Annotated in this window: 12 protein-coding genes; 8 read left to right on the top strand and 4 right to left on the bottom strand. The window is 73.6% G+C overall.

Features of this window, described 5'->3' with window-relative positions; genetic code table 11:
- The first annotated feature begins 88 nt into the window (after positions 1 to 88).
- The 5 genes from AAH979_RS24475 (at position 89) to AAH979_RS24455 (ending at position 6154) form a co-directional block, all read left to right on the top strand.
- Positions 89 to 463: an SCP2 sterol-binding domain-containing protein gene (locus AAH979_RS24475; protein ID WP_346260465.1), complete on the top strand. Its 375-nt coding sequence runs from the start codon at positions 89 to 91 to the stop codon at positions 461 to 463.
- A complete protein-coding gene (locus AAH979_RS24470) occupies positions 460 to 2523 on the top strand; it encodes a glycogen debranching N-terminal domain-containing protein (RefSeq protein WP_346260464.1) in 2064 nt (687 codons plus the stop codon). The genes AAH979_RS24475 and AAH979_RS24470 overlap by 4 nt, the downstream gene beginning before the upstream one ends.
- A 58-nt stretch (positions 2524 to 2581) precedes the next feature.
- Complete coding sequence (locus AAH979_RS24465) at positions 2582 to 2989, top strand: SCP2 sterol-binding domain-containing protein (protein ID WP_346260463.1); 408 nt, start codon at positions 2582 to 2584, stop codon at positions 2987 to 2989.
- The gene (locus tag AAH979_RS24460; protein WP_346260462.1) at positions 2986 to 5025 is read left to right on the top strand and encodes a glycogen debranching N-terminal domain-containing protein; all 2040 of its coding nucleotides are present in this window, start codon (positions 2986 to 2988) and stop codon (positions 5023 to 5025) included. Before AAH979_RS24465 ends, AAH979_RS24460 begins: the two co-directional genes overlap by 4 nt.
- A 154-nt stretch (positions 5026 to 5179) precedes the next feature.
- The gene (locus AAH979_RS24455) at positions 5180 to 6154 is read left to right on the top strand and encodes a hypothetical protein (protein ID WP_346260461.1); all 975 of its coding nucleotides are present in this window, start codon (positions 5180 to 5182) and stop codon (positions 6152 to 6154) included.
- 69 nt (positions 6155 to 6223) lie between these two features.
- Here AAH979_RS24455 and AAH979_RS24450 read toward each other — a convergent pair whose 3' ends face one another.
- The 4 genes from AAH979_RS24450 to AAH979_RS24435 all read right to left on the bottom strand — a co-directional run bounded on the left by AAH979_RS24450 (position 6224) and on the right by AAH979_RS24435 (position 9480).
- Positions 6224 to 7411 carry an MFS transporter gene (locus tag AAH979_RS24450; protein WP_346260460.1) on the bottom strand — a complete coding sequence of 396 codons (1188 nt, stop codon included), beginning with the start codon at positions 7409 to 7411 and terminating at the stop codon, positions 6224 to 6226.
- 190 nt (positions 7412 to 7601) lie between these two features.
- A complete protein-coding gene (locus tag AAH979_RS24445) occupies positions 7602 to 8285 on the bottom strand; it encodes an ABC transporter permease (RefSeq protein WP_346260459.1) in 684 nt (227 codons plus the stop codon).
- Positions 8282 to 9145 carry an ATP-binding cassette domain-containing protein gene (locus tag AAH979_RS24440; protein WP_346260458.1) on the bottom strand — a complete coding sequence of 288 codons (864 nt, stop codon included), beginning with the start codon at positions 9143 to 9145 and terminating at the stop codon, positions 8282 to 8284. The genes AAH979_RS24445 and AAH979_RS24440 overlap by 4 nt, the downstream gene beginning before the upstream one ends.
- Positions 9142 to 9480 (bottom strand): PadR family transcriptional regulator, encoded by a 339-nt coding sequence (locus AAH979_RS24435; RefSeq protein WP_346260457.1) that lies wholly within the window; start codon positions 9478 to 9480, stop codon positions 9142 to 9144. The genes AAH979_RS24440 and AAH979_RS24435 overlap by 4 nt, the downstream gene beginning before the upstream one ends.
- 97 nt (positions 9481 to 9577) lie before the next feature.
- Here AAH979_RS24435 and AAH979_RS24430 point away from each other — a divergent pair, with 97 nt between their 5' ends.
- The 3 genes from AAH979_RS24430 (at position 9578) to AAH979_RS24420 (ending at position 12959) form a co-directional block, all read left to right on the top strand.
- Entirely contained in the window at positions 9578 to 10210 is a 633-nt protein-coding gene (locus AAH979_RS24430; RefSeq protein WP_346260456.1) for an ABC transporter ATP-binding protein, read from the top strand.
- A complete protein-coding gene (locus tag AAH979_RS24425; RefSeq protein ID WP_346260455.1) occupies positions 10203 to 11738 on the top strand; it encodes a DUF6297 family protein in 1536 nt (511 codons plus the stop codon). Before AAH979_RS24430 ends, AAH979_RS24425 begins: the two co-directional genes overlap by 8 nt.
- 102 nt (positions 11739 to 11840) lie before the next feature.
- Positions 11841 to 12959, top strand: a complete 1119-nt coding sequence (locus AAH979_RS24420; RefSeq protein WP_346260454.1) for a nucleotide disphospho-sugar-binding domain-containing protein — start codon at positions 11841 to 11843, stop codon at positions 12957 to 12959.
- Positions 12960 to 12982 lie beyond the last annotated feature (23 nt).

Raw genomic sequence — 12982 nt, 5'->3', positions numbered from 1 at the left:
GGCGCCGGGCCCGGGTGACGGCGCCGGCTACGGCAGCCGATCGGGCCACCGGAAGGCGTCGGACGGGCAGGCGAGGAAGGGCAGGGCGATGGATCCGACCACGGAGTTCTTCGAAGGGCTCAACCACCGGCCCCCGGACCCGTTGTTGGGCCGGATCCGGGGAACCGTCCGCTTCGAGCTCGAGTCGGGCGCGGAGGTCGACACCTGGCTGCTGGTGCTCAGCGCCGGCAGCGTGAGTGCCACCCAGACGGACCGTACGGCGGACTGCACGGTCCGGACCGACCGGGAGTTCTTCAACCGGATCGCCGCCGGCGAGGCGAACCCGCTCGCCGCGCTGCTGCGTAACCGGGTCACCGTGGAGGGGAAGCTGGCCCTGTACGGCTACCTGAACCACCTGGTGCCCGGGCCGCCGGGCGCGCACGAACCTCAGGAATGGGTACGGCAGCGGGGGCAGCGGCGATGAAACCACTGGTCAGCATCCTCGACGGGAACACCTTCGTGGTCAGCGACAACCGGGGCGACATCGACCCGTCGCCGAGCTTTCCCACCGGACTGTTCTCGTTCGACACCCGGTTCCTGTCGAAGTGGGAGTTGACCGTCGACGGAAACCGGCTCAACGTGCTCTCCGTCGACGACCTCCAGTACTTCGAGTCGCAGTTCTTCCTGGTCCCGGGCGAGCCGACGCACTACGTGGACGCCAATTTGTCGATCATTCGGCATCGGACGATCGGCGGCAGCTTCGTCGAGGAGCTGACCGTGCTCAACCACCAGGACCAGGCGGTCGAACTGACGGTCCGGATCAACGTGGCGAGCGACTTCGCCGACCTGTTCGAGATCAAGGACGTCAGGGAGAAGGTCGGCGGCACCACCGTGCTGGTGGAGCAGGACCGGCTGCGACTCTGCTACCAGCGAGAGACGTTCCGGCGCGAGGCGGTCATCACCTCGACCGCGCCGGCCGAGTTCGACCACGACGGGCTGACCTTCGCGCTGCGGATCGGGGCGCACCAGCAGTGGCAGACCCGGTTGCGGGTGGAGACCCTGGTGGAGGGGGCCGGCGGCCGGGACATCCGGCTCAGCATCCAGCGGCACCACAGCCGCTCCCCGCAGGAGCTGCGCCAGGACCTGGACGCCTGGTTGGACCGGGCGCCGAAGCTCACCAGCGACAGCGAGGCGCTGACCGAGACGTACCGGCGCAGCCTGGTCGACCTGGCCGCGCTGCGGTACACGCCACTGGTCGCCGGGCCGCCGTTGCCGGCCGCCGGCCTGCCCTGGTTCATGACCATGTTCGGCCGGGACAGTCTGATCACCTGCCTCCAGTCCCTGCCGTTCACCCCGGAACTCACCGCACCGACGCTGCGCTACCTGGCACTGTCCCAGGGGGTCAGCCTGGACGACTTCCGGGAGCGCGAGCCCGGGAAGATGCTGCACGAGATCCGGTACGGCGAGTCGACGGCGTTCGAGGAGCAGCCGCACTCGCCCTACTACGGCTCGGCCGACTCGACCCCGCTCTTCGTGATCCTGCTGGACGAGTACGAGCGGTGGACCGGGGACACCGAGCTGGTCGAGACGCTGGAGCACGAGGCCCGGGCGGCGCTGAACTGGATCGACCGGTACGGCGACCTGATGGGCAACGGCTACATCTGGTTCGAGCGGCGCAACCTGCGCAACGGGCTGGAGAACCAGTGCTGGAAGGACTCCTGGGACGCCATCTCGTACTCCGACGGGCGGCTGCCGGCGTATCCGCGGGCCACCTGCGAGCTACAGGGCTACGCGTACGACGCCAAGATGCGCGGCGCCCGGCTCGCCCGGCTCTGCTGGCGCGACCCGGTCTACGCCGACCAGTTGGAGCGGGAGGCGGCGGAGCTGAAGCAGCGGTTCAACCGGGACTTCTGGGTCTCCGACGGCGAATACTACGCGTTGGCCCTGGACACCGAGGGCGGCCAGGTGGACGCGCTCTCGTCGAACATGGGGCATCTGCTGTGGAGCGGGATCGTCGACGACGACCGGGCCGCAAAGGTGGCCGAGCATCTGCTCGGGCCCCGGCTCTTCTCCGGGTGGGGGGTGCGGACCCTGGCCGAGGGGGAGGGCCGGTACAACCCGATCGGCTACCACGTCGGCACGGTCTGGCCGTTCGACAACTCGCTGATCGCCTGGGGTCTGCGCAGGTACGGCTTTCGGCACGAGGCGGGCCAGATCGCCGAGGCGATGATCGACGCGGGGCGGTACTTCGACGGCCGCCTCCCGGAGGCGTTCGCCGGCTACGACCGGGCGCTGACGAAGTATCCGGTGCAGTACCCGACGGCGTGTAGCCCGCAGGCCTGGTCGACCGGTACGCCGATGCTGCTGATCCGGACCCTGCTGGGCCTGGATCCGCACGGCGAGCACCTGGTCGTCGACCCGGCCCTGCCGGCGGGGATGGGCCGGATGGAGCTGCTGGACATCCCGGGCCGATGGGGCCTGATCGACGCTTTCGGCCGGGGCCGGGCGGAGCACAGCCGGACACCACCGGGGCTGATGGAGTGACCGGGATGCCCACGGCAGTGTGGGATGCCGGACGAGTCCGGGAGGGAGGCGTCATCCGATGGCGGATCCGACCGCCGAGTTCTTCAGCCGGATCGAGGAGCGCGGGCCGGACCTGCTGCCGGCCAAGGCCAGGGGAACGCTCCGGTTCGACCTCGACCGGGACGGCCAGGTCGGTCACTGGTTCGTCGCGATCAACCGGGGCAACGTGCTGGTGTCGCACGAGGAGCGGGAGGCGGACTGTGTGGTCGCCACCGACAAGGAGTTGTTCGACAAGCTCGCCACCGGTGAGGTGCAGGTGCTCGCCGCGTACAACCGGAACGACCTGACGGTGCGGGGTAGCCTGCCGCTGCTGCTGGTCTTCCGCCGTGCCTTTCCCTCGCCGCCGGGCACCCGGGACCCCCGGGAGCGGATCCGGGAGCGGTTCGCCGGCCGCGCCGGCGCCGGCCACCGGGAGCGCCGACCGTGAAGGACCTGGTCAGCATCCTGGACGGCAACACGTTCATGCTCAGCGACTCCCGGGGCGACGTCGACCCGTCCCCGGAGGTTCCGTCCGGGCTCTTCGCCTGGGACACCCGCTTCCTCTCCAAGTGGGTGCTCACCCTCGACGGCGAGCGGCTGCACGAACTCTCCATCGACGACCTCCAGTACTTCGAGTGCCGGTTCTTTCTGGTGCCGGGCGAGCCGACCCACTACGTGGACGCGAAGACCTCGGTGATCCGGCAGCGGTCGCTCGGCGGGGCGTTCGAGGAACAGTTGACCGTGCTCAACCACCGGGACGAGGCGGTGGTGCTGACGCTGCGAATGGAGATCGACTCCGACTTCGCCGACGTCTTCGACGCCCGGGAGGCCCGGTCCCTGCTCGGCCGGTCGGCGAAGGTGGTCGAGCAGGACCGGTTACGGCTGCACCACCAGCGGGACCGGCACGTCGCCGAGACGATCGTCACCAGCAGCGAGCCGGCCGAGATCGACACCGAGGGCCTGACCTTCCGGATCGAACTCGACGCGCACGGGCAGTGGTCCACGACCATTCGGGCGATCGGCACCATCCGGGGTGCGGGCGGCCGGGACGTCCGGGAGAACCTGCGCGGTTACCAGCAGGTCCGGCCGGAGAAGCGGCGCGAGCTGCGGGAGTGGCTGGACCAGGCGCCGAAGCTCACCTGTGACTCCGAGACGCTGGAGGACGCGTACCAGCGGAGCCTGATCGACCTTGCCGCGTTGCAGTACACCGGGCTGACCGGCCAGATGAAGCTGATGGCGACCGGGCTGCCCTGGTACATGTCGCTGTTCGGCCGGCACAGCCTGATCACCGGCTTCCAGACGCTGCCGTTCAAACCGCAGATCGCCCGCAGCGCGCTGTGGGTGCTCGGCCTGCTCCAGGGCGGCCGGGTGGACGACTTCCGGGACGAGGAACCGGGCAAGATCATGCACGAGATCCGGTACGGCGAGCCGGGCGGCTTCGAGGACAGCCCGTACACCACCTACTACGGCTCGGCGGACTGCACGCCGCTGTTCGTGGTCCTGCTCGACGAGTACGAGCGGTGGACCGGGGATGCCGAGACGGTGCGGCTGCTGGAGTACGAGGCCCGCTCGGCGCTCGCCTGGATCGACACGTACGGCGACCTGATGGAGGACGGCTACGTCTGGTACGAGTGCCGCAGTCCCGGCGGGCTGGAGAACCAGAGCTGGAAGGACTCCCGGAACTCCATCATGTACGCCGACGGTCGGCTGCCCGGCAGCCCCCGGGCGACCTGTGAGCTACAGGGCTACGCGTACGACGCCAAGGTCCGGGGCGCCCGGCTGGCCCGCACCTTCTGGAACGACCCGGCGTACGCGGACCGGCTGGAGCGGGAGGCGGCCGACCTGCGCAGCCGGTTCAACCGGGACTTCTGGATCGCCGACCGGGGCTACTACGCGCTCGCCCTCGACGCCGAGGGCGGCCAGGTCGACGCCCTCGCCTCGAACATGGGCCACCTGCTCTGGAGCGGCATCGTGGACGACTCCCGGGCCGAGCAGGTGGCCGAGCAACTGCTCAGCCGGCCGCTCTTCTCCGGCTGGGGGGTCCGGACGCTCGCCTACGACCAGGCCGGGTACAACCCGGTCGGCTACCACACCGGCGCGGTCTGGCCGTCGGACAACTCGCTGATCGCGCTGGGGCTGCGCCGGTACGGCTTCGCCAACCAGGCGGCCCGGCTGGCGGTGACGATGGTCGAGGCGTCCCGGTATTTCGGCGGCCGGATGCCGGAGGCGTTCGCCGGTTACGACCGCCGGCTCACCAGGTATCCGGTGCAGTACCCCCGGGCGTGCAGCCCGCACAGTTCGTCGGCGGGCACGATACTGGTGCTGTTGCGTACCCTGCTCGGCCTGCGGCCGCACCAGGAACACCTGACGATCGACCCGGCGATTCCGGAGCGGCTCGGCCGGATCGAGCTGATCGGCATTCCGGGGCGGTGGGGCCGGACCGACGCGTTCGGCCGGGGCCGGGTGCGGTTGGCACCCGAGTAACCTTTTTTCAACCTCCCTTGCGGTCCGCCATGGGCGCAAGTGACGTCGGGGCGTACGCGTCGCGCTGTTCAGGTTGAAAAAGGTTCAGTGGCTGGCGACCGGCGGAATGGGCATGCGGGTGGTGGAAGGCGATCCGCCGTGATAGCGATATGCGATGGCGGATCCTGACACGGTGGAGGGGGCCGCGCTGGCCCGGGTGCTGCGCCAGGCCGGCGGCGCCGAGATTCTGAACACTCTGGGCGTACGGCTGTCCGGCTCGGATCTGGTCACCCTGCTGCTGGCCGCGTTCCGGACCCGGGCAGGCTTCCTGACCCCGGCCGACGTACTGCGCCGGTACACCGAGGACCGCTTCGTCGCACCGGCGCAGGCCGGGTTCCGCAGGCTGCGCCAAGCCGAGGACCTGCTGCTCTCCGCCGTCCCGGACCGGTACGAGCTGCTCACCCTCGCCCCGGTGGCACCGCTGGGCACCCATTCCGTGGTCGCCGGGGTCAACCAGAACAACGTGCTCGCCACGGTCCGGGGCAGTGAGGTGGCGGCCGACCCGACCAACGGGCTGGCGCTGGAGGCGGCGGTCCGGCGCCGGGAACTGCTCGCCCGGGACGGCCGGTCGGCCCCGGCGGTGCGGCTGGCGACCCTGCAACGGGTGATCCGGGCCCAGCGGTTCGCCGGGGCCGGCCGGTTTGCCCACTTCAGCCTCCTCGCCCTGGTCACCGCCGGTCGGGACACCGGCAGCCTGGCGTTCGAGCGGCGTAGCTGCGGTGAGCAGTTGCGGATCCTCTGCGCGGCGCTGGAGGCGGCCGGGGTGGAGACGATCGAGATCGCCCTCACCGTGCTCGACCCGGCGGCGGCGCCGATCGCGGAGGCGGCCCGGGCCGCCCTGGCCGACCACCCCACGATCCTGGTACGCGACGACCCGGACCGCTCCGGTGGCCGGCGCTACTACAGCGGTTGGTGCTTCAAGATCGGAGCGGTGCTCGACGGTGAGCGGGTCGAACTCGGCGACGGCGGTTTCGTCGACTGGACCCGCCGGTTGCTCGGCAACCACAAGGAGCGGCTGCTGATCAGCGCGGTCAGCGTCGACCGGCTGGCCCTGTTCCTCGACCCGCCCGCCCCGCGCTCCGAGGACTGAGCGGTCGGCGCCGCGCCTCAGGGGTTCGGAACGGCGCCCCGCTCACGTTCCGGCGCCGGGCGGCCCGGCTCACGCCCCGGCCGGAGTGGCCGCCGGTCGTCGGGCGGTCAGGGCGAGGACCAGCCAGGCGAGTCCGATCGTCAGCGGGGCGATGGCGAATCCGGCGGTGGCACTGCCGGTGCCGTCCAGCAGCGGACCGGTCACCGCCGCGCCGAGCGCGCTGCCCACCGAGAAGGCGGTGGCGGCCCAGGCGAACGCCTCGGCGGCGGTGCCGGCCGGCGCGATCCCGTCGATCCCGACGAAGGTGATGGTGAGCAGCGGCGGCAGGGCCAGCCCGCTGACCGCCATCAGCGCCAGCATGGCCGGCGGGTCGGGGGTGAGCAGTAGCGGCAGGTAGCCGAGCGCCAGCGCCGCCGCCGCGCGGGGCAGCGTGCCGTACCGGCGGGCGGTGCCGGACCGGACGTAGAGCAGACCGCCGGTCAGCGCCCCGAGCGCCTGGGCGGCGAGCAGCCAGCCGGCCCAGGACCGTCCCCCGGACGCCTCGGCGTAACCGGTCGCCGCCACCGCCACACTGCCGACGCCGGCACCGATCAGCACCAGCGCGCCGAGGATCACCCGCAGCGGGCCGGAGCGGAGCGGGCCGGCCCAGTGCCGTACCGCCGGTACCCCCCGCCAGCGGCGGACCGCCGGGGCGGTGCCGAACCAGACGGTGCCGGCGGCCTGGCAGAGCGCGGCGGTGGCCAATCCGCCGGCCGGGCCGAACGCGGCGACCGCGCCGAGGGTGAGCACCGGCCCGACCACGAAGATCAGCTCCTGGGTCGCGGTGTCCAGGGTGTACGCGGTGTGGATCCGCTCCTGCGGCAGCAGGTCCCGCCACAGCACCCGCAGGCACGCCTCGAACGGCGGCGCCCCGAGCCCGGCCAGCACGGCGGCGCCGACCGTGAGCGGACCGGCCAGCGGCGCCGCGACCAGCGCGAAGCCGGCGGTGGAGACGGCGACCGCCAGCCAGAGCACCGGCGGCTGCCGCCAGCGGTCGGCGAGCCGGGCCAGCATCGGCTGCCCGACCGCCATCCCGGCGGTGTACGCCCCGACCAGCAACCCGGCCAGGGTCAGCGTCATCGTCTCCCGGGCGAAGACCAGCAGGGCCAGCGGTGCCGCGCCGAGCGGGATCCGGCCGAGCAGGCTGGCCGCGAGTACCCGGGCGGTCTGCGGGGTTCTCAGGACGGTGAGTGCGGAGGTGTCGACGGTCGAGGACACGATGGATCGCTCCCGGAGGGGGTGGAGGTGACGGGCCGGTGGACGGGGCGGAACCGGCCGGTCAGGGAGCGAAGTCGGCGCGCTCGTGGTCGTTGCCGTAGAGCGGCAGGTCAGGAGTGATCCAGGTCGCGTACGCGGCAGCGGCCGCCTCCAGCGGGATCACCCGGACAACTCTACGGGGCCAGCGGGCTCATTCGAACCTCAGGTGCCGGCGCTGGCGCAGCCGGATTCCGGAGGCGGTCGCCACCACGGCGGTGAGCGCCAGGGTCAGGGCCACGCCGTGCACCAGGCCGCGGGCCAGGTAGCCGCTGTCGGTGTGGTCGATCGCGTACGTGCCGATCTCGCGGCTGAACCAGAACGGCAGCGCCCGGGCGGCGGTGTCGGCCGGGTCCATCACCATCTGGAGCCCGACCACGATCAGCAGTACCAGGGTGCCCTCCAGCTCGCGGGGGAGGACCGCGCTCAGCGCCAGCCCGAAGGGGACGGCGGTGGCCACCGTCAACGCCATGATCAGCGCGATGGCGCCGTACCGGACGTCGTCCTGGTCGAAGCGGACCAGCAGGAAGTACGGCACCGACAGCACGGCGCCGACCGTCCAGAGCGCCAGCAGCCGGCCCAGGTGCAGGTGGTGCGCCCGATAGCCGGAGAGTCGCAGCCGGGGCTCGATGCCCCGGGCCGCGCTGCCGGCGAAGAGCGCGGCGGTGCTCAGCGCCCAGCTCAGCCCGAGGCAGACGAACCGGATCGACTGGCCGGCGTGGTCGTCCCGGCGGCTCAGGTAGAAGGCCAGCGGAAACACCAGCAGGATCAGCAGTACGCCCCGGCGGCGGACCACCTCGCGCAGGGCCAGCTCCGCCACCGTCCAGATCTTGGTCATTTCGACATCTCCCGCGCCGGGGTCAGGTCGAGCACGGTGTCGACCCGGTCGAGTTGGTTGAGCAGGTGGGTCACCACGACGATGGCCCGGCCGTCCGCGCGCCAGCGCCAGAGCTGCTGCCAGAAGTCCAGATAGGTGCCGCGGTCGAAGCCCTGGTAGGGCTCGTCGAGCAGCAGCACGTCCGGCTCGCCGAGCGCGGCCATCACCAGGTTGAGCTTCTGCCGGGTACCGCCGGAGAGGTGCCGGGCCTGGGTCTGGCCGGCCGGCTCCCAGTCCAGCGCGGCGGCGTGCGCCCGACCGGCCGCCCGCGCCTCGGCCCGGCGCAGCCCGCGCCCGGCACCGACCAGCACGAAGTGCTCCTCCGGATGGAGGAAGTCGGCGGTACCGCCGGACTGCGGGCAGAAGCCGAGGGTGCCGTGCACCCGGACCTGGCCGGAGTCGGGGCTGAGCAGGCCGGCGCAGATCCGCAGGAAGGTGCTCTTGCCGGCGCCGTTCGCCCCCACCACGGCGGCGATCTCGCCGGCCCGTACGGTCAGGTCCACGCCGGTCAGCACCGGGCGCCGGCGGTAGCGCTTGGTGATGCCGCGTACCTCCAACCGGACCGGTCCGGGAGCCTGCGGGGGCCGGCCCGGCGTGCCCACCCGGGCCACCCCGACGCCGCCGGTGGGCCGCGGTGCGCCGACGCTCTCCGCGACGGCCGTCGCGTACGTCGCGGGCGGGCCGAAGACCTGCAACGGCGGCTCGCCGCTGTCCCGCAGGTGCGTGGCGGCCTCGGCGACGACGTGCCGGGCGAGGTCCGGGTCGAGGCCGTGCCGATGCAGCTCACCGGCGAGCGCCTGAAGCCATCCGTCGGAGTTCACCGTGTCTGCACCTCCCGCAGGACCGTCCCCACCCCGCGGGCGAAGGCGTCCCAGTCGACGGCGGTCCGGCGTAGCGTGTCGGCGCCGGCCGGAGTGATCCGGTAGTACTTGCGGGCCGGGCCGGCGGCGCCCTCCCGCCACTGCGCGCTCACCAGGCCGGTCCGTTGCAGCCGGAGCAGCACCGGATAGAGGGTGCCGCCCTGGATCGGGCCGATGCCGCTCGCGTCCAGCGACTGGGCCAACTCGTATCCGTAGGACTCCCGACGGTGCAGCAGGGCGAGAACACACAGGTCGAGCACCCCGCGCAGCCACTGGCCACGGCGCTCCTGATCCACGGCGAAGAAGGTAGCACAGTCAGCTAGCTGGCACAGCAACCTAGTGCCCGACGGTACGCTGCCCGAGGTTCACGGGTGCGGGAAACGGGGGGAAAAGATGATCCTGCGGACCGAGGAACTGGACGTCGGGTACCGCGACCGGGTGCTGCTCCGGGGACTGCGGCTCGGCGTCGACGCCGGAGACGTGCTCGCGGTCACCGGACCGAACGGCGCCGGCAAGTCCACCCTGCTGCGCTGCCTCGCCGGGCTGCTCCGCCCGCTCGCCGGTCGGGTGCTGGTCGAGGGCGCACCGGCCGATGAACGTTCCCCGGCGTTCCGGCGTACCGTGGCGAGCCTGCTGGAGAACGTCGCCTGGTATCCGAACCTGACCGCCGGCGAGCACCTCGAACTGGTCCGGCTCGCCAACCGGCCGGTACCGCCCGGCTGGTTTCCGGCCGACGAACTCGCCGCCCGGCTCGGCGTCACCCGCTTCGCCTCGGTGCTGCCGGGACGGCTCTCCACCGGCCAGCGCCAACGGCTGGCCCTCGCCCTGGTGCTGGCCCGACCCAGCCGACTGCTCCTGCTCGACGAGCCCGAACGGCACCTCGACGAGGCGGGCCGGACGGCCCTCGGCGGCCTGCTGCGGGAGTACGCCCGCCGGGCCGGAGCCGTCGTGCTGGCCAGCCACGACCCGGTGCTGATCGCGGCGGCCGGAGCCGAGCCGCTGACCGTACCGGCCCGGCATGCCTGACCCGGTGACCGCGCTCCCCGCCGCCCCGGTCCGGGCCTGGCTGCGCGCCCGGGCCCGGGCCGGGACGCGTCCCGGCGGGTACGCCGAGCGGGCGTACCTCTGGCTGCTCGCCGTGCTGATCGGCGGCGCCGTACTGGCCGGCAACGCACCCCGGCTCGTCGCCCTGCTCACCCAGGGCCGGCCGGTCACCCCGGCGCCGGGCATCCTGCTCGCCGTCGGCCTGCTCTGGTACGCCGCCGTCCTGCTCGGGGCGGCCCGGCTCGGACCGCTGGCCGCCGCACCGGCCCGACTCGGCTGGCTGCTGCCCAGCCCGACCAGCCGGCGCGGCCTGCTCCGGCCGACCGCGTTCGCGGTGCTCGCCCTGGCCACCGTCGCCGGGCTGCTGCACGGCGGGTTCGTGGCCTGGGCGTCGGTGACCCCGACGGAGTTGCCGGTGCTGCTGGCCGGCGGGATCGCCGGCCTGGCCCTCGGCGGGCTCGCCATCCTCGCCCAGACCTTCACCGACGGGGCGTCCGTGCTGCTGGAACGCTCCGCACTGGTGCTCGGCGCCGTCGCGGCCGCGCTGACCGTGCTCGCCCCGTCGGGGCGGTTCACCGCCGCCGCGGCCCTCGGCCCGTGGGCCTGGCCGCAGGCGGCGGCCGACGGCATGTCACCCGGCGCGCTGGCCGCCGTCGGCGTCGCGGCCGTCGGCGTCGCCGCCCTCGCGCTGCTCCGCCTCGATCGGGTACGCCTGGCCAGTCTCGCCGCCGGTGGCACCCTCGCGCAGACCGTCTCCACCGGTGTCGTCACGCTCGACCTCGGTACCGCCGCCCGGGCCGTCGAGGAGCGCCGATGGGCCGGCCGGTCGCCCCGGCGTACCGGCCTGCCCCGGTTGCCGGGCCGGTTCGCCGTACTCGCGCACGACGTCACGGCACTGCGCAGATCGCCGGGGCGGCTGGCGCTGGCCGCCGCCGCGCTGCTGCCGCCGGCACTGCTCGCCGGGATCGCCGGCCCCGGTCCGGTACTCGCCGGCACCTGGCTGCTCTGCGGGTTCGTCGCGCTCGGCACGGTGACCGGCAACGCCCGCCGCGACCGGGACCTGCCCGCCCTGGGCCGGCTGCTCGGCCTCTCCGGCCGGGCGCTGCTGACCGGCCGGCTGGTGCTGCCGGTCGCCGTCGGCGCGGGCTGGGCCGCCGGGTCGCTGGCGCTGCTCGCCGGGGACCTGCCCGGTGCCGGTCCGGCCTGGCTGCTGCTCGGTGCGGTGGCCGGTCCCGGGCTCGCCGTCGGCGCGCTCCGGGCCGCCCGCCGTGGCGCGGTCCGGCACGACCTGCCGCCACTGGTCACCCCGATGGGCATGGTGCCGACCGGCCCGCTGCACCGGCTGGTCACCGGGGTCGACCTCGGGCTGCTGTGCACCCTGCCCGTGCTGCTGGCCCTCGGCACCGGCGATCCGGCCGGTGCTCTGCCGGCGCAGGCGCTCGCCTCGCTGCTCGGCGTCGCCGGCTTCGGCACGGTGGCCGGTGCGGAACGGCGGCGCGGCGCTCGCTGACGATTGTCAACTCTCCACCTGGACGGCGCGGCGGCGCTCCGGTTCCACCTGGTGACGGCGGACCGGGTGGGGAGGTTGAGGAGGGTTCACTAGGCTGACGGCATGCGGGTGCTCTTCGCGTCGGCGCCGTTGCTCGGACATGTGTTCCCGATGGTGCCGCTCGCCGAGGCGTTCCGGGACGCCGGGCACGAGGTGCTGCTCGCCACCGGTGGTGACGGGCTCGCCGTACGCCGGACCGGGCTGCCGGTCGAGGACATCGCCCCCGGGTTTCGGTTCGACCGGATCGCCCGGCACACCATGCTGCGCCATCCGTTGGTCGCGCGCGCCGAGCTCGCCGGCCGGGCCGGCACCCGGGGTGTGGGGCTGCTCTTCGGCGCGGCCAACGAGCAGATGGTCGACGGCCTGGTCACCCTGGCCGATCGCTGGCAGCCGGATCTCGTCGTGCACGAACCGCTGGCCGTGGCCGGGGCGCTCGCCGCCGCCCGCCGGGCGGTGCCGGCGGTACTGCACGAGAACTCGCTCTTCGACGGCGCCGAGCTGGTCCGGGTGACCGCCGCCCGGCTGGTCCGGGCCCAGCAGCGCAGCGGCATCGGCAGCCTGCGTCCGAGCGCCGCCACCCTGACCATCGCCCCGCCCAGCGTGGTCGGCGAACGGGCCGGCTGGGCGCTGCGCGGCGTACCCGCCACCGGGGTCGGCGAGCTGCCGGAGTGGCTCCGGGAGCCGGGTGGGCGGCCGAGGATCCTGGTCAGCCGCAGCACGGTGGCCGGCCCGGGTGGGGGAGCGCTGATGACCGCCGTGGTCCGGGCCGCTGCCGGGGTGGACGCGGAGTTCGTGCTGGTCCGCCCGGACCGGCGGGTGCTGCGGCACGGGCCACTGCCGGACAACGTCCGTACCGTCGACTGGATCCCGATCAACGCGGCGCTGCCGCACTGCGCCGGGGCGGTGCACCACGGCGGGGCGGGTTCGGTGCTCGGCGCGTTCGCCGCGGGCGTACCGCAGCTCGTGGTGCCCGGCCCGGGCGACCGCCGGCACAACGCCGAGCTGGTGGCGGCCCGGGGTGCCGGACTGGCCGTACCCGAACGGGCGATCACCGGAGCCGAGCTGGCCCGACTGGTCGGCGACCCGCGGCTCGGCTCGGCCGCCGACGAGGTACGCCGGGAGATGGCCGCGATGCCGGCACCGGCGGAACTGGTACCCCGGCTCGAAGCCCTGCTCGGCTGAGCGCCGGCCCCGGCCCGGCAGCG

The sequence above is a fragment of the Plantactinospora sp. ZYX-F-223 genome, assembly GCF_039649625.1.
GTDB lineage: Bacteria > Actinomycetota > Actinomycetes > Mycobacteriales > Micromonosporaceae > Plantactinospora.
The sequence above is the reverse complement of the archived record's forward strand: the minus strand, read 5'-3'. Positions and strand labels throughout refer to the sequence as shown.